The 21,632-nt window shown below is 58.4% G+C and carries 25 protein-coding genes and 1 pseudogene; 10 read left to right on the top strand and 16 right to left on the bottom strand.

All coding sequences use genetic code 11. The features are described from left to right. The first annotated feature begins 4 nt into the window (after positions 1-4). The 10 genes from OGM61_11510 to OGM61_11555 all read left to right on the top strand — a co-directional run bounded on the left by OGM61_11510 (position 5) and on the right by OGM61_11555 (position 13,633). Positions 5-1,777 carry a hypothetical protein gene (locus OGM61_11510; protein ID UYI84448.1) on the top strand — a complete coding sequence of 591 codons (1,773 nt, stop codon included), beginning with the start codon at positions 5-7 and terminating at the stop codon, positions 1,775-1,777. Between the two features lie 11 nt (positions 1,778-1,788). Further along, positions 1,789-2,853, top strand: coding sequence for a hypothetical protein (locus tag OGM61_11515; protein ID UYI84449.1), 1,065 nt, complete (start codon positions 1,789-1,791; stop codon positions 2,851-2,853). Positions 2,854-2,884: 31 nt separating this feature from the next. Then, positions 2,885-3,214 (top strand): hypothetical protein, encoded by a 330-nt coding sequence (locus OGM61_11520; protein ID UYI84450.1) that lies wholly within the window; start codon positions 2,885-2,887, stop codon positions 3,212-3,214. After that, positions 3,211-4,032 carry a hypothetical protein gene (locus OGM61_11525; GenBank protein ID UYI84451.1) on the top strand — a complete coding sequence of 274 codons (822 nt, stop codon included), beginning with the start codon at positions 3,211-3,213 and terminating at the stop codon, positions 4,030-4,032. The genes OGM61_11520 and OGM61_11525 overlap by 4 nt, the downstream gene beginning before the upstream one ends. 1 nt (position 4,033) lies before the next feature. Beyond that, positions 4,034-5,953, top strand: a complete 1,920-nt coding sequence (locus OGM61_11530; protein UYI84452.1) for a tyrosine-protein phosphatase — start codon at positions 4,034-4,036, stop codon at positions 5,951-5,953. 12 nt (positions 5,954-5,965) lie between these two features. Then, positions 5,966-6,814 carry an N-acetylmuramoyl-L-alanine amidase gene (locus OGM61_11535; protein UYI84453.1) on the top strand — a complete coding sequence of 283 codons (849 nt, stop codon included), beginning with the start codon at positions 5,966-5,968 and terminating at the stop codon, positions 6,812-6,814. A 16-nt stretch (positions 6,815-6,830) separates the two neighbouring features. Further along, positions 6,831-7,094 carry a phage holin gene (locus OGM61_11540; protein UYI84454.1) on the top strand — a complete coding sequence of 88 codons (264 nt, stop codon included), beginning with the start codon at positions 6,831-6,833 and terminating at the stop codon, positions 7,092-7,094. 2 nt (positions 7,095-7,096) lie between these two features. Then, positions 7,097-7,342 carry a hypothetical protein gene (locus OGM61_11545; GenBank protein UYI84455.1) on the top strand — a complete coding sequence of 82 codons (246 nt, stop codon included), beginning with the start codon at positions 7,097-7,099 and terminating at the stop codon, positions 7,340-7,342. A gap of 70 nt (positions 7,343-7,412) precedes the next feature. Next, entirely contained in the window at positions 7,413-8,573 is a 1,161-nt protein-coding gene (locus tag OGM61_11550) for a hypothetical protein (GenBank protein UYI84456.1), read from the top strand. A 2-nt stretch (positions 8,574-8,575) separates the two neighbouring features. After that, complete coding sequence (locus OGM61_11555; protein ID UYI84457.1) at positions 8,576-13,633, top strand: hypothetical protein; 5,058 nt, start codon at positions 8,576-8,578, stop codon at positions 13,631-13,633. A gap of 63 nt (positions 13,634-13,696) precedes the next feature. On the opposite strand, the gene OGM61_11560 is transcribed toward OGM61_11555, so the two are convergent. The 16 genes and pseudogenes from OGM61_11560 to OGM61_11635 all read right to left on the bottom strand — a co-directional run bounded on the left by OGM61_11560 (position 13,697) and on the right by OGM61_11635 (position 21,613). Next, positions 13,697-14,215 (bottom strand): DUF6378 domain-containing protein, encoded by a 519-nt coding sequence (locus OGM61_11560; GenBank protein ID UYI84458.1) that lies wholly within the window; start codon positions 14,213-14,215, stop codon positions 13,697-13,699. Further along, a complete protein-coding gene (locus OGM61_11565) occupies positions 14,212-14,457 on the bottom strand; it encodes a hypothetical protein (protein ID UYI84459.1) in 246 nt (81 codons plus the stop codon). The genes OGM61_11560 and OGM61_11565 overlap by 4 nt, the downstream gene beginning before the upstream one ends. A 2-nt stretch (positions 14,458-14,459) precedes the next feature. Continuing rightward, on the bottom strand, positions 14,460-15,056 hold the full coding sequence (locus OGM61_11570; GenBank protein ID UYI84460.1) for a sigma-70 family RNA polymerase sigma factor: 597 nt from the start codon (positions 15,054-15,056) through the stop codon (positions 14,460-14,462). Positions 15,057-15,060: 4 nt separating this feature from the next. After that, positions 15,061-15,249, bottom strand: coding sequence for a DNA adenine methylase (locus tag OGM61_11575; protein ID UYI84461.1), 189 nt, complete (start codon positions 15,247-15,249; stop codon positions 15,061-15,063). A 52-nt stretch (positions 15,250-15,301) separates the two neighbouring features. Then, a complete protein-coding gene (locus tag OGM61_11580; GenBank protein ID UYI84462.1) occupies positions 15,302-15,631 on the bottom strand; it encodes a hypothetical protein in 330 nt (109 codons plus the stop codon). Between the two features lie 2 nt (positions 15,632-15,633). Continuing rightward, positions 15,634-15,915, bottom strand: a complete 282-nt coding sequence (locus OGM61_11585; GenBank protein UYI84463.1) for a hypothetical protein — start codon at positions 15,913-15,915, stop codon at positions 15,634-15,636. After that, a complete protein-coding gene (locus OGM61_11590) occupies positions 15,902-16,408 on the bottom strand; it encodes a hypothetical protein (GenBank protein UYI84464.1) in 507 nt (168 codons plus the stop codon). The genes OGM61_11585 and OGM61_11590 overlap by 14 nt, the downstream gene beginning before the upstream one ends. After that, positions 16,386-17,117 (bottom strand): replisome organizer, encoded by a 732-nt coding sequence (locus OGM61_11595; protein UYI84465.1) that lies wholly within the window; start codon positions 17,115-17,117, stop codon positions 16,386-16,388. The genes OGM61_11590 and OGM61_11595 overlap by 23 nt, the downstream gene beginning before the upstream one ends. Before the next feature lie 12 nt (positions 17,118-17,129). Continuing rightward, positions 17,130-17,597, bottom strand: coding sequence for a single-stranded DNA-binding protein (locus tag OGM61_11600; GenBank protein UYI84466.1), 468 nt, complete (start codon positions 17,595-17,597; stop codon positions 17,130-17,132). A gap of 191 nt (positions 17,598-17,788) precedes the next feature. Next, positions 17,789-18,133: pseudogene (locus OGM61_11605) on the bottom strand (hypothetical protein). Beyond that, positions 18,130-18,339, bottom strand: a complete 210-nt coding sequence (locus OGM61_11610) for a hypothetical protein (protein ID UYI84467.1) — start codon at positions 18,337-18,339, stop codon at positions 18,130-18,132. The pseudogene OGM61_11605 and the gene OGM61_11610 overlap by 4 nt, the downstream one beginning before the upstream one ends. After that, positions 18,336-18,629, bottom strand: coding sequence for a hypothetical protein (locus OGM61_11615; protein ID UYI84468.1), 294 nt, complete (start codon positions 18,627-18,629; stop codon positions 18,336-18,338). The genes OGM61_11610 and OGM61_11615 overlap by 4 nt, the downstream gene beginning before the upstream one ends. Beyond that, a complete protein-coding gene (locus OGM61_11620; protein ID UYI84469.1) occupies positions 18,617-20,185 on the bottom strand; it encodes a DNA cytosine methyltransferase in 1,569 nt (522 codons plus the stop codon). Before OGM61_11620 ends, OGM61_11615 begins: the two co-directional genes overlap by 13 nt. After that, positions 20,182-20,538 (bottom strand): helix-turn-helix domain-containing protein, encoded by a 357-nt coding sequence (locus tag OGM61_11625; protein ID UYI84470.1) that lies wholly within the window; start codon positions 20,536-20,538, stop codon positions 20,182-20,184. Before OGM61_11625 ends, OGM61_11620 begins: the two co-directional genes overlap by 4 nt. Further along, positions 20,538-20,693 carry a hypothetical protein gene (locus tag OGM61_11630; GenBank protein ID UYI84471.1) on the bottom strand — a complete coding sequence of 52 codons (156 nt, stop codon included), beginning with the start codon at positions 20,691-20,693 and terminating at the stop codon, positions 20,538-20,540. Before OGM61_11630 ends, OGM61_11625 begins: the two co-directional genes overlap by 1 nt. Further along, complete coding sequence (locus tag OGM61_11635) at positions 20,690-21,613, bottom strand: hypothetical protein (protein ID UYI84472.1); 924 nt, start codon at positions 21,611-21,613, stop codon at positions 20,690-20,692. Before OGM61_11635 ends, OGM61_11630 begins: the two co-directional genes overlap by 4 nt. Positions 21,614-21,632: the final 19 nt, after the last annotated feature.

Genomic DNA, 21,632 nt, shown 5'->3' on the forward strand with positions numbered 1-21,632 from the left:
GCGCATGAATGAAAAGATCGTCGGAATCCAGAAATGGCTCGGTATCAATCAGGCTGGCAGCGACGACACAAGTCTGAAACTTGGTGAGGCATCCGAAATGCGCAACTGGCGCGTGACGCAGGACGGCGCGCTGCGAAAGCGCCCCGGTATGAAAGCTGTGCATACGTTCCCCGGAGAAATTCAGGGGACATGGTGCGGCTACGTCGGCGGAGAATATGTGCAGGTAGCGGCCGCGGCCGGGAAGCTGTGGAAAATCGGATTTCCAGCCACTACGGCGGTCTCGGCGCTTGGCACGCTCGCCGACGCACACACGGAGTTTTTCGGTTTCCGGGAAAAGCTCTATATCCTCAACGGTACGCAGTACAAGGTGTTTGACGGCTACAAGCTCTCCGATGTGACCGGGTACGTCCCGACTGTGCTTGTGGGCGTCGGTGCGGACGGCAGCGGCACGGAGCTGGAGCAAATCAACAAGCTGTCCAGCAAACGAAAATACCGCGTTGCTACGGACGGAAAGTCCACGGTGTATGTGTGCCCGGAAAGCGGAACGCTGTCTGTGAGCGTGAAAAACAGGGCAACAGGCGCAGCGCTGGCAGCCGGTACGGACTATACGTTTGCAGAAGGTAAGATCACATTCACGAGCGCGCCCCCTGCCGGTGCGGATGTGTACGAAGTAGAATACACCGTGGCATCTGACGATTCCGGCGCGGTCAGGGCAATGAAGTTTGCAGAGCTTTACAACGGCGCGACGGACAACCGCGTGTTTCTCTACGGTGACGGAAGCAACAAGGCGCTGTACTCCGGGCTGGACATCGACGGCAACCCGACCGCAGAATACTTCCCGGACATGAACGTGCTGGACATCGGCGACGAGAACACGCCGATCACGGCGATGATCCGCCACTACTCCCGACTGCTGGCGTTCAAAGAAGATAGCGCATACTCCGTGCAGTACGGCACGGTGACGAATGCAGAGGGCAAAATCCTCCCCGCGTTTTACTGGACACAAGTAAACAAGGCCATCGGCAACATTGTTCCCGGGCAGGTGCGGCTTGTGGACAACAGCCCCTATACCCTGTTCGGGGAGAGCGTCTACACATGGAAAAACAACAGCAGCTACTCCAGCAACCTGACGATTGACGAGCGGCAGGCGAAACGCATTTCCGACCGCGTATGGAAAACGCTGCAGAGTTTCGATCTCCGGCAGGCGTACTGCTGGGACGACAACGACCGCAAGGAATGGTACTGCGTATATGGGGACATGGCCGTTGTGCACAACTACGGGCTCAATGTGTGGTATCTGTACACGAACTTCCCTGTCAAGCACTTTTACCGCTCATACGGGAGACTGCTCGGCGCACGTGAAAATGTGCTCGTCGAGATTTCGGATGCGTTCCGCAGCGACTGCGGCGAAGCGATCGACGCGCGATGGGAGAGCGGCAACATGCACTTCGGCGCGGATTTCATGCGCAAATACTCCGCCATGCTGTGGATCGGTCTCGTGCCGACGCACGCCGGGTCGATGACCGTGACGGTCATGACAGACCGGAAAGCGGACTTCTCGAAAAAGCTGGTTTTCCGCAACAGTGCCGCATTTGACCACGCAAATTTTGCGCACTGGTCGTTCAACACGAACAAGCGCCCGTATATGACGCGGCTGAAACTGAAAGCAAAGAAATTTACATACTACAAGCTCATCCTGACAAACGACGATGCGGACACGACGGCGACGGTCACAAGCGCCGACATCCGCGTGCGGTTCACGGGATATGTGCGATAGGAGGGTTACATATGGCACTTCCGACGTGCAACGAGGACATGAACATCATCTCCAAACTGGACGACGAGCCGAACGACGTGGGCGGTCTGTCCGCCGCGGCTCTGAAAGCAAAGTTTGACCTTGCCGGAAACCTGCTGAAAAAGGCGCTCAACGATCTGGTCGCTGCGCTCGGCGGTGAAAGCGCAGCAAAATGCATCGGTTTTGTCGCGACAGAGGCTGTGAACAAAACCAACGTGCAGGAAGCGATCGAGAACGTGCAGGCGCAGATCGCCGGTGTGACGCAGGGCGGCATTGCGGACGGGGCTGTGACTACGGAAAAGATCGCGAATGGTGCGGTGACTACGGAAAAGATCGCGAATGGCGCGGTGACTTATCACCAGATTGCCAACGAAACGATTGGTAGTCCGGAATTGGCGAATAATGCGGTCGCGGCGAGCAAAATCGCCTCGAGCGCCGTGCAGGAGCGGCATATTTTCAACGGCGCTGTTACGGAGAGCAAACTCGCGGGGGAGAGTGTAACTCAGGCGAAAATCGCGACTGCCGCAGTCACCAGCAACAAGATCGCGATGCGCGCTGTGACGAAGGACAAGATCGCTGACGGAGCCGTGACGGAGGAGAAACTCGCGGCCGGGGCCGTAACGGCGGAGAAACTCGCAAGTGACGCTCTGGACAGTGTGCTGAATGCCTATTTCCTGAAAGTGTACCCGGTTGGCGCGTTTTACTTTTCTGCGTCCAGCGACAACCCGGCAACGCTGTTCGGTGGCACATGGACGCAGATCAAAGACACGTTCATCTTGGCGGCAGGTACGAAATACAAAGCGGGCACGACCGGGGGCGAAGCGACACACACGCTGGCAGCGCAAGAGATGCCAAACCACTACCATGACGAGTATGTCGGCAACGACGGCGGCGACAGCAGCGCACCGAGCGGCTATACCGGCTGGCCGAGCATTGGCTACACCAGCGACAAAACGTGGTTTGCAAAGTTGGCGAAAACAAGCGGCGCGGGCGGCGGTGCGGCTCACAACAATATGCCGCCATATCTGGCGGCATATGTCTGGCAGCGCACGGCGTAACCGGGGCTTGGGAAGTATGAGGTGAAAAGCAATGGCATACATCAAACGCGGCGAGGCAAAGACCGTTCCCGTGCGCGTGAAGTTCAACGACATGGACGTATTCCCGATTGGCAACGTGGATGAGATCGCGTTCAAACTTGGCGACAGTGTGCGCAAGACGTGGCCGGACGCGGTACGGTATGACAACGCAAATGACCGGTTCATGCTGACGCTGACGCAGGAAGACACGCTGTCCCTCGATGTGGGTCAGGCGGAGCTGGAGATCACATGCAACTTCAAGGGCGCGGGCAATATCCTGAAGCCGAAGAAAAACCCGAAAATCAAAGTGCTGGACTGCACGGACGAGGAGCTGATGGAATGAGCGACAGAATCGAAGCCGAGATCCTCGATGCGCTTGGAGAAGAGGTAGACGCAGCGATTGACACGCCGCTTGTTGTGATTGAAGGTACAAAGGGTGAACCCGGTGCGGACGGCATAACGCCGACGATCGGGTCAAACGGAAATTGGTTTCTCGGCGCGACCGATACCGGCAAGCCATCGCGCGGAGCAACCGGAGCACCGGGCAAAGACGGCGCGGATGGCAAACCGGGGGCTACCGGTGCGGACGGCGTTACGCCGCACATCGGCGGCAATGGCAACTGGTACATCGGCAGCACAGACACCGGCAAGCCGTCTCGTGGAGCCACTGGCGCGAAGGGTGATGCAGGTGCAACCGGCCCTGCTGGCCCTGCTGGTCCTGCTGGGCCTGCCGGTGCGCCCGGCAAGGACGGCAGTGACGCGACCGTGACTGCGGCAAGCATCAAAGGTGCGCTTGGCTACACGCCTGCTGCGCCGGGGGATATCCCGGTAGTCCCGACTGCGGAGATCTCCGCCAACACCGGCGCCCGCCACTCGCACGCGAACAAGGCGGTAATCGACGGCATCACGGCCGCAAAGACCGCCGCGTGGGACGGCAAGGCGGGTACGGCGGCGGCCACGCAGTCCGCGGCTGGTCTGATGTCCGCCGCCGACAAGGCCAAGCTCGACGGCATCGAGCGCGGAGCCAACAAGACCACCGTGCCCACAGCACTGAAAAATCCGAAGGCGCTGACGATCCAAATCGGCGGCACGACCGTCACCTACGACGGCAGCGCGGCGAAAACCGTCACGATCGCCGATGGCACGGAGGTGAGCTACTGAGATGAAAAAGCTCTACGAAGAAACCGCCGTACAGGACATCGCAAATGCTATCCGCGAGAAAAATGGCACTGCAACGAAATACAAAGTCGCGGAGATGGGCGCTGCTGTGCGAGCACTCTCCGGAAGCGAAGCAGTTGAGTGGCATCAGTGCCCGGAGGCGGTACGGAATTATCTTGCCAACGTGACCTATGACCCGAGCGATTACAGCACGTCACAGATTGCCAACTATGCGCCCGCTGATGCTGTTATCAGCAATTACAAGCCCATTGGGCAGGCGGCTGGCGGGGTGATGCACTACAACGAAGTACCGAATGTGCTCACGCCATTTGCCTCTGGCGGGAAAGCGGGCACGCTCAAACCGCTGGATGCACTGCGGTGGATTCGCACGCGGGACGGCTCCGCAGAAGCGTGGAACGTGCGCGACCTTGGCGGATGGGCCTGCGACGGCGGCACGGTGAAATATGGTCTGCTGATTCGCGGCGGGCGTATCTCTGCCGCAGATCGGGCGGTACTGGTCGGCCAGTTCGGTGTGCAGCATGAAATCGACCTTAGAGGCAAAGAGGGGCGCGACCCGTCCGACGGTGATGTCGCAACAGAATCCCCCCTTGGTAGCGATGTGTGGTTTACGATTGCTGACAAGGCAGCGTCCTACGCGCTGACGCCGGTTGCAACGTGGCAGCTCTATCTTCGCTGCGTGATCGACGCCGTAACGCACCGGGAGCCGGTATATTTTCACTGCACCGCAGGTGCGGACCGTACAGGCACGCTGGCCTGTGTGCTAGAGGGGCTGCTCGGCATGAGCCAATCCGACATCGACAAAGACTACGAGCTGACTACCTTTTATTCCGGCTCCGGGACAGACGCACTTGCTCGTCGAAGGAATGAGCCAGAGTGGAAGAGGCTTATCAATGCGATCAACGCCGTTTCCGGGAACACGTTCCGTGATAAGTGCGTGCATTTTGCCGTGGGAACGTGCGGAATGTCGATGGCTGATATCAACGCTTACCGTGCGGTTATGACCGCCGGAACGCCCGAGACGCTGCACTGGTATCAGACGATCGCCAAAAGTCTCACAGGATGCACGCTTAGTAATACCACGTCTCAGGCGGATTACGGCGAGGCGTACACCGCAACCATCACTGCGGATAGCGGAAAGGTGCTTGCATCTGTGGTGGTCAAAATGGGCGGCGTGGACATTACTGCCACCGCTTACTCGGCGGGAAGCGGCGCAATCAACATCGCCAAGGTGACGGGGGCGGTCACAATCACTGCGGTGGCCTCTGTTCCGTCTGTGACTTACAACATTACACGCAATCTCACCAACTGCGCATCTTCAAACGTGGCTAATACCGTTGCGGACGGTGCAGCCTATTCCACGACGCTTTCTCCGACCGGCACATATAAAAAACTTGGCACAATTATTGTTACGATGGGCGGTACGGATATTTCCGCATCGGCAGTATCCGGAAACACAATCACAATCGCCAAAGTTACTGGCAACATTGTGATTACCTGCGCGGCTGTGATTACAAATGTCATTGAAACCGTCGGAATCTCAGCAGATACGCGACTGAGCGCTGGCAGCGGCACGAACAAAGCTCAGGTAGGCTGGGCAGCAATCGGGGCAAATATGGACGCAGCAAGTCTCATCCATCTTATGCCCGGCGATACGCTGCGCATTAAGGGCGCAAGTCTGCCCGATTCGCAAGACGGAAAAAGCATAGCCATAAGTTATAGCGAAACGGCGACATTTTTATCCGCAGGGTATATACACAACGGATATAGCTGGAATAACCTAGAATTTACTACCGTTGACAATGTCGTTACTATAACAGGGCCTGCCGAACATTACCTCCGGTTGAGTCTGATTTGCGCAGACGCATCCGCAGTTATCGTTACAATCAACGAACCGATCACGTAAAAGGAGGCACAGATGGAATTTATTGCTTGCAACATGGCCAATTACCGCGCCGGGCGCACGCAGCCGGTGCGGTACATCGTGATGCACTACACGGCAAACAACGGCGACACGGCAAAAAACAACTGCGACTACTACCACCGCGTGGGCGGCCTGCAGGCTAGCGCGCACTATTTCGTTGACGAGCACGGTGCGATGCAGTCCGTGCGCGAGTGCGACACGGCGTGGCACTGCGGCGCGCGGGCGTATTGGCACCCCGAGTGCCGCAACGGCAACAGCATCGGCATCGAGATGTGCAGCCGCAAGCGCGCCGACGGCAGCTACTACATCCTGCCGGAGACCGTGGCAAACGCCGCGGCGCTGGCGCGGGAGATCATGCAGCGCTATGGCATCGACACGGAGCACGTGCTGCGGCACTACGATGTGACGGGCAAGCGCTGCCCCATGCCGTGGGTGGACGACCCGGCGCAGTGGACGGCGTTTAAGGAGATGCTGAAACAGAACGATAACGATGAGGAGGATGAAAACATGGTAAAGTACAAGACGATTGATGACGTCCCTGAATGGTACAGAAGTGAGGTTCAGGAATTGATGGATGCTGGCGCTCTGAAAGGCACTGGCAATGGAGTCATCGACATCTCTGAAGATGTCGTGCGCGGCGCGATTATCGGCATGCGCTATGCCGAGGCACGCAATCCGCGCTACTACAGCCTGGACGACGTGCCCACATGGGCGCGTGAGGAGACGCAGAAGCTGATCGACCGCGGCGCGCTTCGCGGTGTCGGCGGGGGCGACCTGAACGTCAGCGCGGACGCGCTGCGGTCTATGATTGTCTGTCAGCGGATGATCGACGAAAACAAGTGATGGAGGGGTAGTACCTATGAACATTAACTGGAAAGTACGTATTCGCAACAAGAACTTCTGGCTGGCGCTGATCCCGGCGCTGCTTCTGCTGGTGCAGGTGGTAGCCGCCCCGTTCGGCTACAAGTGGGATTTCGGTGTTCTGAATCAGCAGCTTGCAGCAATCATCAACGCAGTGTTCGCGCTGCTGTCCATCCTTGGCGTGGTGAACGACCCAACGACGGCAGGCAGCTCTGACAGTGCGCAGGCGCTTACTTACGAGGAGCCTAGAAAGGAAGGCTAACGATGACAGTTACCGTTGCAAACCTGATCTCAGCGGCGGCGTTTGTGCTGACGCTTATCGGCGCGTGCTGGCGGATGAGTACCATCATCCAGCGAAACACGGACGCAGTCGTGGCGCTGACGGCGCGCATTGACCGCATGGACGCCGGAAACGCCAAGGAGCACAACGAGATGTGGGACAAGATCGAGCGCAGCGAGGACACGCTCAACGACCACGAGGCGCGGCTACAGTTGCTCGAACATAAATAACAATCGACACGGGGGACGCTGCCGGGCGCGGCGGTGTCCCCTCTTCCCTATCAAGTGACGAGGTGACACGATGGCATACAACGACGCAATCATCAACAGCGCCGACAAGCAGAAAATTGCCGCGCTCAGTGAGCAGTGGAAGGCTGCACATCAGGCCGGAAATCAGGGCGGAATGAACGAGGCGCACGAACAGGCGGAGATGATCCGCAAGAAGTACGGCTACAGCGGCGGCGCAGACGGCAGCGGCTTCAAGATCGTTGGCAACAACACTGTCTTGCCGGAGGCGAAAGACCAGAGCGAGAACATCAACAAGATCTACGACGCGCAGCAGAAGGTGAAGACCGATGCGCTGAAAGCCGCATACGACCAGAACATGGCGGACTATGACGCGCAGGCCGCGAAGATCCCGCAGACGTACAACGAGGCGCGGCGGCAGGTATCGACGCAGGCGGACATTTCCCGCGCGAACCTGAACGAACAGATGGCGGGCAGCGGCATCAATACCGGTGCGGGCAGTCAGCTCGCGCTCTCGCAGCAGAACAGCCGCAATGCCGCCATGGGCAAAGTATCGTCCGCAGAGGCAGACGCGATGTCCGATCTGGAGGCACAGCGGCAGAAGGTAAAGACGGCGTATCAGAACGCGGTCGCGCAGGCGATCAGCGAGAACGACGCGGCACGCGCGAAGGCGCTCTATACCGAGGCGCAGCGTGTGGATAACTCCATCGTCAACACGGCGGCCAAGCAGCTTAGCGTGGACACGACGCTCGCGGAAAACGAGCGCAGCCGCCTCGAACAGCAGGCCGCGACGCTCGCCAAGTACGGCGATTTCAGCGGTTATGCCGCGCTCGGCTATTCGCAGGATCAGATCGACGCGATGCAGAAAGTGTGGGGCGCGCAGAACCCGAAGCTCTACTACGAGCGCACAGGCGCATATCCGGCGAGCTACACGGCATCAAACGGAAGAAGGGGCGGCGGCGGTGGCGGCGGTGGTGACGACACAATCACGCCGGTGGAGAACCCGACGAGAAACAACACGAAGGATCTTTCAAGCATTCACGAAAATAGCTCCATCACGAATGTGAACGGCGCCGGGTGGACATTGGTGCGCGACTACGGTCGAGTGACGCCGAGCGAGCTGGAAGCGCTTGTGAACGCTGGGAAGGTGAAAGAGGTCGACAACGGAGACGGCACCTATACTTATAGAATGGTCGGCTACGGAAAGGTATCTTGACAATGGCATCTGAGTTTCTGAAACAGTACGCAAAGAGCAGCCGGGAGAAAATTGACAGAGAGTACGGCAAGAAGGCTTACGGCGGTTCAAAATACAAAATGGATAAGGTGTGGGGTCAGACGGCGACGCAAGACACTGCTGCCAAGCAGAAACCTGTCACCGAACCGATCTCTGAGCCCGTGCCGCAGAAGAAGAAAGAGAACATCAGTTTCTGGGAGAAGCTGCTTAACGCTTTCGGCGACGCCGGTTACAGCGCGGACACGACAACGCCGCTTGCCCTGACGAATCAGGCAATCTCGGATGATTACCGCAAGAGCAATATGCAGGAGAGCAAGACGGCGGAAGCGGGCGGAAACATCGCAAAATCCGCCGTAAAGAGCGCGGAGAGCGCCTACGAAAACGCGGCCGGAACATTTCTCAACAAGCGCAGCGGAACACAGATCATGGGCGTGACCGTGGCAGACAACGCCGTGCCTCAGGAGGACAAGGACAAGGCGGAGGCCGCGCGGAAGCGCAACCAGGAAAGCATCTACGCCAAGGCAGACAAAGCGGCGGAAGCGGCGGCAGAAGCATCCGAAAAGGCGAAAGATAACCTCGGCGGCAGCAAAGCCGCGGGCGCGTTTGTGGACATTGCAAGCGGCGGCCTGCAGCTCGGCGCGGACATGGCGCTCAATGCGCTGCTCCCCGGCGCAGGTCTGGCAAACATGGGCCTGCGCTCCTATGGCAGCGGGTCGCGTGAGGCACGTCTTGACGGCGCGAGCGAGGGCGAGCAGGTTGCATACGGCGCTGCGGCCGCTGCTGTTGACGTTCTGACGGAGAAAATCTTCGACGTGGGCAAGCTGTTCGGCGGAGGCGCTGCGGACGACGTGGCGGAGAAACTCATCGGAAAGCTGGCAAAAACGGATGCCGGGCGCAGTGTTGTGCGCGCGCTGACAAACGCTGTCGGTGAGGGTGCAGAGGAAGCCGTGGCCGACATCCTGAACCCGGCGATCCGCGCGATCTACGACAAGGGCGCTGCGGCAAAATCGAGCTACACGACGGCAGAAGGCGCGAAGGAAATGCTTGCGCAGTCTGCGTATGACGCGATGATCGGCGCGGCGCTGTCTACATTCGGCACGGCGGCGGGCATCGCCAAGGGCATAGACGCGCAGAAAAATGCCGCACTGCGCGCCGGAGAACCTGCCGCAAACGTAAACGCAGAAGCGAGCGCGAAACCGGCAGAGGCGGAAAATATCGCCGCGGAAGCACAGGCAGAGGCCGCACCGGTCGAGACCGCGCAGGACGCTCCGGCGTCACAGGGGAAGCCGCAGGAGAACAGCACGCTGCGCATGGTGGAAGAAGTCGCAGGGCTGCGCGAACCGGCGCAGAGCCCGGAACAGGAACGTGCTACGGAAGCATGGCAGAGCGCGGAGCGGGACGCGAACAGGCAGCCGCAGGAATATACGCCGGAAGATCATATCGACAACCGGTCTGACGAATACATCGCCAAGCGGAGCACCAAGTCATTCCAGTACAACCACCCAGAGCTGCACGAACACTTTGAGCGCGTTGCAGAAAATCTTACCCCTATGATTTACGGCTCAATGCAGAGCGACCGATATAAGCGCGGGAAAGGCACGATCACGAACAACCCGCGAGTTGTACAGGACGTGATTGACAAAACCGGCCTTTCCCGGCCGGAGATTCTGCGTGCACTGGATGCGATCATCAAAGACAACGGCGTGGAAAACTATGCAGACGCAAAGCGCGTAGAAAAGGCGCTGGATTCCCTGCTCGTAGACGGCTACACAAAACCGAACGGCGAATATGTTGCTCCTGACGCGGCATACATGGAAGCAAAAAGCCAGATTTCCGGTGGCACTGACCCGTACTCGTGGGAGTATTATCGATATAATGACCTGTCGCTCATGCTCGGAGAGATCACGGAAGAGGAAGCCTATAACGATTGGCGCGCGCAGCGCGACGCACGAGAGGCCGCAAAAGCGGCGCAGGAACAGTCACAAAAAACGGGTGAAATTGTGAATGAAAGCGCTGAAAACGCGGTTGAGTCACAAAACAGTGACAATTTTGCAGACGTGCAGCAGCGAGAGACTGAGACGGATGCCGGGCAGCGCGGCACTCTGCCGGAAGGGCAGGGCGCAAAATCCGCGGAGTTTGGCTATGACGAGGCAAAGACGCAGGCGCGCTCGACCGACGGTGTGCTCACCGATGACGAGCGTGCGATGGAAGGGCTGAGGCCGGAAGACCGGAAGCACAAAGTCAACCATGACGAAGAGGTAGACGCGAAGGCACAGGAGCGCTTTGAATCGGACTATGAGGGCGAAAAGGCAGACCTGTTCGGTGAAAAGCAGGATTGGGACGATACCGACACGGTGCTCGCGCACAAGATCATCGTCAACGAAGTGGCCAAAGCGCGCGAGAGCGGCAGCAAAGATGCCTACGCCGAAGTGGCAAAGCTCATGAAAGAGTGGGACGCGCACGGCACGGAAGCCGGTCAGGCACTGCGGCAGCGTCGGCAGCTCGCGTCTGACCCGGCGCTAATGGAAGCGGACGCAATCCAACTGCTGAACGACAGCGAGCGCACGCGCAAAATGTCGGACGAGCAGCGCAAGAAGATTCTCGATAGCGTGAGCCAGAACGCAGAGAAGCTTCGCAGCATCGAAAAAGGCGATGTGGACGGCGTGGTTGACCTCATCAAAGACATGAGCACGGAGCGGCGCACAAACGGTCTGTGGTCAAACAAGATGGGCAGAACAATGGAAAAGGCGCTTGAGCAGGCAAAGAAACTGCCGGGTGGCGAAGCGTTTCTGCGTGACGTTGCCGCAAGCCAGGTGCGTGGCATTGCGTATGACTACGCGAAACCGTCTACGCTCGAACAGATCAAAACCTATCGTTATCTGTCCATGCTCTCGAAGCCGGCGACGGCTGCCAGAAACCTTGTCGGCAATATGGTGTATGACCCGGTAGAGGCCGTGTCAAACAACATCGGCGTCGGGCTGGACATGCTGCTGTCGAAATACACCGGCACACGCTCCGTAGCTGCGGATAAGAGCTATTTCTCCAAGACGAAACGAAAAGGCATTGGCGAGGCAACGCTCAAGTCGTACATCGAAACTGGCCTTGACGCAAGCGTTTCCAACGCGCAGGGCAAATACGAAACCGGCGGCAGCAGGTCGTTCAAGATGGTCGGGAACTTTCTGGAGCGGTTTCTCTCCACGTGGGAGAAATACAGCAACTATGCCATGGTCACGACTGACCAGATGCAAAAAGGCGGCATTCAGGCGGAAGCGCAGCGCGGAATTGACGCGCTGGAAGCTAAGGGCAAGGTGGCAAAAGGCGCGCTTGACGGCCGCGCGGAGGAAACCGCAAGGGAACGCACGTTCCAGAACGAAGGCAAGCTGTCCGGTGTCATGGGCGGAATGCGCAATGCGCTGAACAAGCTCAGCATCAAGGACAAGCAGGGCGGCAGCATCGGTCTCGGCGACATTATGCTCCCGTTCACGAACGTGCCCGGCAACATTGCGAGCGCAGCGATTCAGTACTCCCCTGCCGGATTTATTAACGCCGGTGCGGAGGTCGTCAAAGTCTTGAACAAGGCAAAGGCCGGGACGCTGACCGCATCCGAACAGGCGAAGGCTGTGACGGATTTCGGCCGCGCGTTTAACGGCACGATGGGAATCGCGCTCTTTGCGGTGCTGGCCGGTGCTGGCGTGATGAACGTCGCCGGGGACGACGACGAGGACAAGGAAGCGCTCGAAAAGTCTGAGGGCGTGAGCGGCACACAGCTCAACCTTAGTGCACTCAACCGGTGGATTGCCGGAGAAAGCACGGAGTGGCGCGACGGTGACGACCTGGTATCCATTGGCTTCCTCGACCCGATCAACGCGCAGATGACCTATGGCGCGCTGCTGGCAGACTGCTACAAGGACGAGGGCCTGACGTTTGCAAACGTTGCGGGCGGCAATCTGGAATCTGCTTTTCAGAGCGTGATGGATCTGCCCGCTATGTCGCAGTTTCAGGAGATCGCAAACGGCTATAAATACTCCAAGGCAAAGACCACGGGCGGGAAGGTTGCGGAAGCCGCCCTGCGCTACGGTGCTTCTCAGGCAACAAGTTTTGTGCCAAACGTCGTGTCCGGCGTGGCACAGGGGGTTGACGGGACGGTGCGCGACACCTACAACGGCGACACCGTGTGGGAAAACAACCTGAACGCGATGAAGAGCAAGATTCCGGGGCTTCGGGAAACGCTTCCGGCTGCGCTGGACAACTGGGGGCAGGAGAAGAAATACACCGGCACGGCGGCGGAAAACTTCCTGAACGCGACACTGAATCCCGGCAGCGTGACGAAGTACCGGACGAGCGCCGTGAACCAAGAGCTGTACCGGCTTGAAAGCATGAACATCGACGTGAAATACCCGGAGAAGAAAGCGCCGCTCGACGGTAGCCGGAACGGCAAGGATGTGGATCTGACGCAGGATGAGAGGCGGCATTACCAGATGGCATACGGCCAGACGGCCTATGACAACATTCAGAGAGCCATTCAGAGTTCTGTATACAAGCAGTCGAGCGACGCGGAGAAAGCGGCCGCGATTCAAAACCTTCTGGAAGTCGCAACGGCGGCAGGCAAGAAGAAGGCGAAGCTCGACGGAAGCGACACCCCGTCGTGGACGACGAAAAGCGACGGCAGTGTGGCAGACAATGCCGTATACCGCGCCAAGCTCGGCACCGCAAAAGACACACTTCCGGCCAATGCGCGAGACCGCAACGGCGATGTGATGCAGGCAATCATCAAGACGGTCGTCGGCAAACGCGGCGGCAGTGACCAGCTCGCGCTCAACGTCATGGCACAGCAGCTCAAAGAGGGCACGCAGGAAAAGGTGGAGACCGCATACAACGGCGGGTACGAGCTGAAGCAGATCGTGGACTTTTATCAGGCAATGTGTGCAAAGAAGCCGGGAACCAGCCAGAAGAAGTACAAGGAAGCAGATCTGTATGCGTGGGCGATGCAAAACGGATATACCGCGAAGCAGTTCAACCAGCTCTGGAAGCTCTTCTCGTGACAAACACACAACAAGAAAGCAGCACGCATATCCTGCGTGCTGCTTTGCTTTATGTGCTTTCGTTTACGATCCGGTATGCTCATACTCCGCGATGATGCGCATCGCTTCCGCGAGGCTCGGAGCTTCCATCACCGTGCAGCCGGTCGTGACGATATACCGCCCGTCGAGGCCGCGCGCCATGCGAACATTTTTGTTCTCTGCGAACGTGGTCTTGTGCGGTGCTTTTTCTGCTGAGACTGTTTTTTGCGTCTCTGCGCGGCTTTTATTCTCCGCGCTACATTTCACGTCTTTGCGGTCGCGCCCGCTCTCCGTTGAAATTTCCCCGGCACAGGCGGCATATCCGGCGAGGTCGATGAAGTTATCCGCTTTATCGCCTCCGGTTGCGATGCGGCCGAGCTTGAACAGCGCCATCATTGCGCCGACATCGGCTGCACCGAGCGGCTGATCCATGCCGCGCGCACAGAGGTAAACGCTCCAAAGCATGGAGATTGTGCGGAAATTGTCCTCCGGCTCACCGTACTGCTGATTTCGGTCGGTACAGACGCAGCGCTCTGCGGCCTTCAGAATTTCGGCACGGGTCAAAATGCGTCACCGTCCTTTGCCTCCTCTTCCGCTTTGAGCGCTTGCAGATTTCCAAGCACGCCGTCGTAGTCATCCGGGTACATTGCCCGAAGCACGGTACAAAGCTCGTCATCGTCAAAGGCGAGCTTTTCGCCACTGTAGTTCAGCCGGGCGGCGTTGAAGATCGCATCCGTCAGGATGCTGAGGCGGAGCTCGTTGCGCGCGTCGTTGCGCACGCCTTCCCACATTGCGTTTGCTTCCATTGTTATTTCCTCCTGTTTTCAGATGTTCCGGCATCGCCGGTGTCGTTATATTCCAGCCATCGATTTGCGGCAAACTGCGCAGCCTGATAAGCCGCCTGCGGTTTTACGCCGCGGATGTCGGCAATGTCTGCGTAGGTATACCCTGCCATGCGCAGGCACACGGTCTGACGCTGCACCGGCGTGAGACAGTCCAGAAAACAGCTGATATCCGCCGCGGAATCGTCGAAATCTTTGTGCGGTCGATCCTTTGGCTTGACTGCACCGCGCTGCGTGTGATCGTACTTACCGGCGCTGTCAAACGCTGTGTCATTATCGTCCGTGTACAAAATAAGCATACCGGGCCGCTTGCGCTGCTGCGCGTACTTCTTGCGGTGCGCGATCTCGCTGCGAATGCACCACATAGCGTGTGTGGAAAACTTTCCGCGCGTTGGATCGTATGTACTTGCGGCTCGGAGCAAGCCCTCGGCAGCGTGCCCATACAGCTCATCGGCGTCCTCGTCCGGCGCGTAGCGGTGGATCGCAAGATAGATCAGACGCTCGTTGTCAGCCGCGAGCTGCTGCTGTTCCGGCGTAAGCGGCGCGAGCGGTTTTCTGCGCATGGCTTCACCCTCCTACAATGTCGATCTCGTACTCTTCCCGCAGAACGCGGAAGAAATTCACGATATCCCCGTCGATGTCGTTCACGGTCTCGATCGCCGATCGCGGTTTGCTGAAAAGCACGGCCAAAGAACCGGCGAACGGCTCCAAATAGGATCTGTGCGGCGGCATAATTTGCACGATTTCCTGTGCCATGCCCCACTTTGCACCGGGGTAATTCAAAATCGCATTCACTGATTCGCCCCCATCACTCCACCTCCTGCATCCAGAACTTGCGGCGACAATCTGTGCACCCACCAGATCGGCTTAAATTGCAGACATACATCTTGTCAATATTTCTTGGGCACATCCCGACAATGCCATCATCGTCCATCATGCAGTTCGGCCACTGCTCCAAAAACACGCTTTGCCGCGTCTTGTGCGGATGCTTCTTTGACCACTGTTCCACCATCGCAACGGTTTTTTCAAAAAGCTCAATGGCGTTATCACATTTGTCGCCGTGATACTCACACTTTGTGCAATCGCTGGTCGATTTACACATCCGTCTGAATTCGCTAAAAAATTCTACCACGTCCATATTCACACCCCCGCGTCCCACCGCGCCTGCTGCATAAACGACAACTGCTGCCGCAAGTCGTCGATCGTGCGTTCCTGCCGCGCCACCTCGGCGGAAAACGCCAGCGCCTTGCGCCGCTCGTTACAGAGTATGGTTTCCGCTTTTTCCCGCTGCTCATGCTCCTGCTCGGCATAGTCGATCAGCTTCTGCACCGCGTAGTGCGCTGACGGTGAAAAATTCAGGTTGCCTTTGTCGTTATTGAGCAAATCGCGCACGGCAAAGATGATATCCTCAGCTAATACCATTGGTTACACTCTCCTTTTCGTACTCCGCCCGGTCGAGGGCGGTCGTTGCAACGGCATACGCGCTCCACTGATCGGCGCGGAAGCCGTAGAAAAAATCCGGATTTGCTTTTGTGCCCTTGCCGCTGCGGAAGTCGTGCGACGCGAAGCGGTCGATCAGCGCGTGGCGGATGGTGGTATCGTTCGCGCGAGGGCTGCCGCAGATATTGAGCTTCTCTTCCTTGCGCGTGACGATGCGGTACGGTACGCCGCGGTCGTCAAGCAGTTGCTTATAGCGCCCGATCCACTCGCACGTCTCAAACACGTCGCGCCCGACCGCCATGCCGTAAGATTCGATGATCTCGATCGCGGCAACAGCGAACGCGCCGCCGGACACGATGCCGGAGACGAGCGTGTTCTCGTCCTTTCCCCCCTGCACCGGTGCGCGGGTGATCGTATCGACGATGCACCAGCCGGTTTCCCGGTTGCCGGGGTCAAGGGCTAACATGGTCGGCATCCTGCGCACCCCCCTTCATGGCAGCGAGCATTCGCTCCACTTTGTCCAGGTCGTCCTTACCGGAGACCGGCGTGCGCTTCTCGCTCTCGGCCTTCACGCCGTCTTTTACAAGCCACTGCCGGATGACGGCGTAGTGGGATTTGTACCGTGCGCCTTTGCTAGTGATGTACAAGGACAGGCGCTCGATATATGTTCCGTAGTCGTTCGGGTAATCTCTCTGGAGCTTTGCCAGCTCGTCATCCGTGAGCATGACGTTGTGCATTTCTCCATAGGGTTTCTTTTCCGGCGGCTTTGCGGCGGCTTTTTGCGCCGGTCGCGCGGCTGGCTTTTCCACTCTGGCCGGTTCTGCGGCAGGTGGCGTCTGCGGGCGCTCGGAGTATGCCTTGTTTTCCTCTAGGCAGAGTGTTGCGAACTCTGCCTGATAGTTCGTAGGATGGTATCGGTCACTTTTGAGCGTGTTGTGCATGCGCCAGTGCCGGATGACAATGACGCCGGAATCAAAGACGATGATAAAGCGCTTTGCAAGGAGCAGCTTCAGATCGTCAGCCGCTGCGCCGACATAGTCCGTGATGCGCTTCGGATTGTTAATAAACCCGTCGTCATCCGCGCGCATATTGAGGTGAAAATACAGGGCCTGCGCGGAGAGCGGCATCTCCAGAAATGCATCACTGTCGATGAGCGAGCGCGCAAACATTCGCTTTTCTGCCATGGCGCGCCCCGGTTAGAACGGCAGGTCGGATTCGTCGTCCGGCAGTTCCTCAAACTTCGGATCATTCGTGAAGTCGTCCGCGACGACATCGACGCCGCGGACGACGCCGGGATAGGCGGCGGCAAGCTGCTCCACGCTGGCAGAAGAGACCGGGACGGACGCTTTGACAAAAGCGTCCGCACGCAGGCACTCTTCGGTGCGCGTCTCTCCGTTGCGCGTGGTATAGCTGTGCGTGGAGAGCTGGCCACAGATGATGACGGCATCGCCCTTTTTGAGCTGCGCGGCATTCATGGCAGCCTCATACCATACCTCGCAGCTAATCCATTCGGTCTGCTTGCTGCCGTCCGGCTGCACGGTGTCACGGGCTGGAATGCTAAACTTCGTCAGGGGCGAGTTTTTTTTGCCCACGTTGGAAAACTCTGCGTCGCGGGAGAGCCTCCCGGCGACGATGCAATCACCGGTTCTGGTGCGAATAATCATGGTTATTTACTTCCTTTCTTTTCGGTGCTACCGATGTGGACAAACACGCGTTTGTTCATGGTCGTGTTTCGGACGGATAGGTTCAAGATTTCGTGACGGTCGGAGCCGTCGTCATTTTTCGTGTACTCGATCTTCTCGACCGCAAATTTGTCATAGCACTTGCGGCCGTTGGCAGTGTAGTTCCCTGCCGGGATCCAGATAAACGGGGCGGTATACAGCTCGCGGCCGATACCCCAGTTGACGCATGCACGCTTAAAGCTGTCGGACGCAAGACCCTTTTCCGCCTCCGTATTGGATTCCGTGCCGGTGTCCTCTTTGCTGATCCACTGCCCTTTCTCGCTGTCCCAGATAGACACGACGCAGTTTGCGTTATCGCGCCGGTGCTCTCGCTGCCAGTTCATCGCGCCGACCGTCTCGTCCAAGATAATCATGTCGCAGCGCGCGTCTTTGTAGAGCAGGAGGACAAGGCCGTTATCCTTGACCTGCTGCACGCGGCACTCGATCTCGTCCGCGCGCAGGCAACGGAATTTATTCATGGTGTTTCGCCTCCTTCCGGCTCAAACTCCAGCGGGCAGTTGTACCCGATGGTGCGCGTGTCGAGCAGATACTCGCCGGTAAGGCGGCACTGCTTGCGGCTGTATGTCTCCAGACACGGGCAGTAATCACAGGCAATGTGCTCGTCGGCAAAGTAGATGCGTGCCCGGGCGAGGATATAGCGCAGGGTTGCGCGGTCAGTCGTCATGGTGCTGCCCTCCGTTTTCTGGGGCGGCTATGGCTGTGCTTCTGCCGCAGGACGGCGCGGCCGCGCTTGCTCTCGCGCCACTGCGCGAATGTAATGTGCTTATTGCATCCAGGGCCCGACTCGCATCCGCGCCGATGGCCGGTATCGAGTATGTACAGGCAGACGCGCGCACTGCCGCCGCAGTTGCTGTCGATGCTGCTGCCGGAAAGCGTCTGATAGTGTGCACAGTTGCTGCAATAGCGGCTTTGCGGGATGCCGCCGTGAATGTAGGTGTCACTTACAATGTCCATGCGTCTACCTCCGTGACACATTCTGGGCAACCAACCGGATCGCCATAAACGTTCTTGTACACCGTGTCCGTCTCCGCACCGCACACCGGGCAAATCGGGCAGGTGTAGGCTGGCGGCTCGACCGGCGGTTCAATATTCAACGTGTAGTGAATCATGTTTTCGCTTCCAAATCTTTTCTTGGTCACAGCGATCGGGAACTCTTCGATCTCGCTTGCCCATACTGCCGTTCCAGCGCCGTGCACGTCTTCCCAGCACAGCGGAAAGCCGCCGATGCCGTCAAACAGACTGCCGAGCGTCGCACCTTCCGGCAGATAGGCCGCCATACGGCCGAACATCCAGCGCCAGAACGGAAGCGCGATGCTGTTGCCGAGCGCCTCGCGCCGCGCGCTGTCGGAAGTCTTGCGCTTCTTGCCGGTGCTGTCAGTGTAGTCGCCGATGTCCGTCCAGCCGTCCGGAAAGCCCTGTAGCCGCTCGCACTCAAGTGGAGTCAGGCGGCGGACAACACAGCGAGACATAACCGTTTCTTCCGCACCCCCGGATGTGTGTGCGCGCAGCGTTCCATATTGTTCGGTGTAGGAATTGCATTCGCCGTCTAAGCAGACAACCAGATCCGTGCTGTCCTTGTAGTCCCGCTGTTTGCACGTGCTGGCAACGTCAGCCTGGCGGTAATCGCCAAAGCCTTGCATCTGATATGTCAGCGGTATCTGCTGTACCACCGCGATTCCGCCCTGATTGCAAGCCGGATTTCCGCCGTTGCGGTCCAATGTCCGGCTGGTTTCTGCTTTGTAAACGCCGCTGTGCGGGTTCGATGATTTCATGCTGTTGCTGGCGTAAGAGCAGATGCCGTATGCTGCGCCCTGAAAAATCGTCCGGTCATTTCCCGTGCCCAGCGTGCCGGGCTTCTCCGTCTGGATCAGAGCACCTTTTCCTCCTCCGTCACAGCCGCCCCTGATGCGGACTGCACAAGAAGCACCTGCTTCAGCATTTCCGGCAGGTCTTTCCCTCGCCTCGCCGCGCGGTTCAAGATTCCCTGACACGCCCGTGCGCTCAAACAGTATTTCGTGTGCGGTGTCGCCTCCAAAATCTGCGACAAGCGCGATTCGACGACGACGCTGGGGCACTCCCCAGTATTGCGCGTCGTGTACTCGCCAAGCCACGCTCCATCGTCCGTCCACGTCCCGATATCCGCCCCAGGTAGGCCAGCCTTTTGCAGGCACTTCAATACCGGGGGCTTCCGGTTCGACGATGCGGATCGTCTCTTCGAGCACGGCCGCAAAGTCTCGGCCTTTGTTGCTGCTGAGCGCTCCGGGGACGTTTTCCCACACCATGTATCTCGGGCGAATAAGCTCTCCTGACCGGCCAAGTTGTCTGTCATGTTCCCTCATCTCCTTTATCACTCTGATCTGCTCCATAAACAGGCCGCTTCGCGCGCCTGCGAGACCGGCACGCTTGCCAGCGATGCTCAGGTCCTGACACGGGCTTCCGCCCGTCACGCACCACACCGGCTCGATGGTAGCGCCGTCGATTTTCGTGATGTCGCCGATGTGCTGCATCATGTCTCGCCTCCATACTCCGGCCACACTGCGCGGATCTTATCTTCGTTCGCGGTTGTGATTCCGTTCGCCCAGCAGTTTGCTGTTGATACAGACACACCAAGCATTTTTGCCGCTGCCGTCTGCGTGATACCGTTTTCCCGCAAAAACGCGCCGAAAGCGGTGTCACGCGATTTTCTGCGCCGTCTGTCGCTGTAGTACGCAGACAGCTTTTCGTAGTTCGCCGCGCGGTATTTGCGCATATATGCATTGCTCGCTTCGCGGTTATTGCGCTTGTTTTGCAGGATGCGGTCGCGGTGCTGCGCGTAGTACGCCCGATTGTATGCGTTATGTATATGGCGCTGTTCTTCCGTCATCATGCCACCCCCAGCGCCGCGAAGATCACGTGAAACAGCCATCCCATCAAGCATCCTCCCGCGAGGAAGCTCGCACAGACGATGCCGTCCTCGATGCCCCAGACGATGTAGCGGCGCGCCTTTGCCCGCGCGCGCGGGTCGCCGAATACCTTCATGCTGCCCCTCCGTTTCTGCGCTTGGCCAGCGCCTTTCCGTACAAGCCGCATTCTTCCAGCGGAACCTCCCGAATCACTTTGCAAGACGGTGCACGAACTTTTCCAGAGCCATACTTCGGGACAACGACCGTGTTCATGTCCACTTCAACTTCAAGGATTGCGAGATCAGGCCAACAACTCCCGTATGCCAAGCACCAACTGAGATAGGCCATGTGGATGCCGTTCCCACAATCTTCGTTCGGGTCAGTGCAAAAGCCGTCTGCCACAACTGATTTTCCGATCGTATACATAAAATCTGAATCCCGGTCCGACCGGTATAGCCCGTCGCGTTTCCTAACCGCCTTAAACAGTTTCGCTTTGCCGTTGCTGTTCTCAATGCCGTAAAAATCGACATATTCGTCAATGGAACACGGATCTCGCACAATGCGTGCATTGCCGGATGTCTTAATTTTAGATGTATCGCTCTTTGGGCTGATTTGACTGTTCCCCCATGCCACGACGGAGCTGTTCCCCCGCGCCTCGACGGAGCTGTTCCCCCACGCCTCGACGGAGCTGTTCCCCCGCGCCACGACGGAGCTGTTATCCCATGCCACGACGGAACTGTTCCCCCATGCCACGACGAAGCTGTTCCCCCGCGCCACGACGGAGCTGTTCCCCCGCGCCTCGACGGAGCTGTTCCCCCATGCCACGACGGAGCTGTTATCCAATGCCACGACGGAGCCGTTATCCCATGCCACGACGGAGCTGTTCCCCCGCGCCATGACGGAGCTGTTCCCCCATGCCTCGACGGAAGCAAAATCATATTTCCGCCTTACGATAGCCTTATCATACGGCGTACCGAATTTGATGTAGATTCTTCCGTGGTAGTCGTGCGGCAGATTGTCAAGCTGCTGCTGCGACGTGACTGTGATTTCGTTCATGTTGTTTCCCCTTTCTCAC

It is taken from the genome of Clostridiales bacterium (assembly GCA_025757645.1).
Taxonomy (GTDB): domain Bacteria; phylum Bacillota; class Clostridia; order Oscillospirales; family Oscillospiraceae; genus CAG-103.

What these genes read in the sequence shown, in the direction of transcription:
- OGM61_11545 (UYI84455.1), top strand. Translation starts at nt 7,097, where the DNA reads ATGACAGTTACCGTTGCAAACCTGATCTCAGCGGCGGCGTTTGTGCTG.
- OGM61_11595 (UYI84465.1), bottom strand. Translation starts at nt 17,117, where the DNA reads ATGGCAGAAAAGCGAATGTTTGCGCGCTCGCTCATCGACAGTGATGCA.
- OGM61_11525 (UYI84451.1), top strand. Translation starts at nt 3,211, where the DNA reads ATGAGCGACAGAATCGAAGCCGAGATCCTCGATGCGCTTGGAGAAGAG.
- OGM61_11580 (UYI84462.1), bottom strand. Translation starts at nt 15,631, where the DNA reads ATGGACGTGGTAGAATTTTTTAGCGAATTCAGACGGATGTGTAAATCG.
- OGM61_11555 (UYI84457.1), top strand. Translation starts at nt 8,576, where the DNA reads ATGGCATCTGAGTTTCTGAAACAGTACGCAAAGAGCAGCCGGGAGAAA.
- OGM61_11575 (UYI84461.1), bottom strand. Translation starts at nt 15,249, where the DNA reads ATGGCACAGGAAATCGTGCAAATTATGCCGCCGCACAGATCCTATTTG.
- OGM61_11570 (UYI84460.1), bottom strand. Translation starts at nt 15,056, where the DNA reads ATGCGCAGAAAACCGCTCGCGCCGCTTACGCCGGAACAGCAGCAGCTC.
- OGM61_11630 (UYI84471.1), bottom strand. Translation starts at nt 20,693, where the DNA reads ATGAAGGTATTCGGCGACCCGCGCGCGCGGGCAAAGGCGCGCCGCTAC.
- OGM61_11535 (UYI84453.1), top strand. Translation starts at nt 5,966, where the DNA reads ATGGAATTTATTGCTTGCAACATGGCCAATTACCGCGCCGGGCGCACG.
- OGM61_11610 (UYI84467.1), bottom strand. Translation starts at nt 18,339, where the DNA reads ATGACGACTGACCGCGCAACCCTGCGCTATATCCTCGCCCGGGCACGC.
- OGM61_11615 (UYI84468.1), bottom strand. Translation starts at nt 18,629, where the DNA reads ATGGACATTGTAAGTGACACCTACATTCACGGCGGCATCCCGCAAAGC.
- OGM61_11520 (UYI84450.1), top strand. Translation starts at nt 2,885, where the DNA reads ATGGCATACATCAAACGCGGCGAGGCAAAGACCGTTCCCGTGCGCGTG.
- OGM61_11530 (UYI84452.1), top strand. Translation starts at nt 4,034, where the DNA reads ATGAAAAAGCTCTACGAAGAAACCGCCGTACAGGACATCGCAAATGCT.
- OGM61_11620 (UYI84469.1), bottom strand. Translation starts at nt 20,185, where the DNA reads ATGATGCAGCACATCGGCGACATCACGAAAATCGACGGCGCTACCATC.
- OGM61_11550 (UYI84456.1), top strand. Translation starts at nt 7,413, where the DNA reads ATGGCATACAACGACGCAATCATCAACAGCGCCGACAAGCAGAAAATT.
- OGM61_11585 (UYI84463.1), bottom strand. Translation starts at nt 15,915, where the DNA reads ATGGTATTAGCTGAGGATATCATCTTTGCCGTGCGCGATTTGCTCAAT.
- OGM61_11625 (UYI84470.1), bottom strand. Translation starts at nt 20,538, where the DNA reads ATGACGGAAGAACAGCGCCATATACATAACGCATACAATCGGGCGTAC.
- OGM61_11590 (UYI84464.1), bottom strand. Translation starts at nt 16,408, where the DNA reads ATGCCGACCATGTTAGCCCTTGACCCCGGCAACCGGGAAACCGGCTGG.
- OGM61_11600 (UYI84466.1), bottom strand. Translation starts at nt 17,597, where the DNA reads ATGATTATTCGCACCAGAACCGGTGATTGCATCGTCGCCGGGAGGCTC.
- OGM61_11515 (UYI84449.1), top strand. Translation starts at nt 1,789, where the DNA reads ATGGCACTTCCGACGTGCAACGAGGACATGAACATCATCTCCAAACTG.
- OGM61_11565 (UYI84459.1), bottom strand. Translation starts at nt 14,457, where the DNA reads ATGGAAGCAAACGCAATGTGGGAAGGCGTGCGCAACGACGCGCGCAAC.
- OGM61_11635 (UYI84472.1), bottom strand. Translation starts at nt 21,613, where the DNA reads ATGAACGAAATCACAGTCACGTCGCAGCAGCAGCTTGACAATCTGCCG.
- OGM61_11540 (UYI84454.1), top strand. Translation starts at nt 6,831, where the DNA reads ATGAACATTAACTGGAAAGTACGTATTCGCAACAAGAACTTCTGGCTG.
- OGM61_11510 (UYI84448.1), top strand. Translation starts at nt 5, where the DNA reads ATGAATGAAAAGATCGTCGGAATCCAGAAATGGCTCGGTATCAATCAG.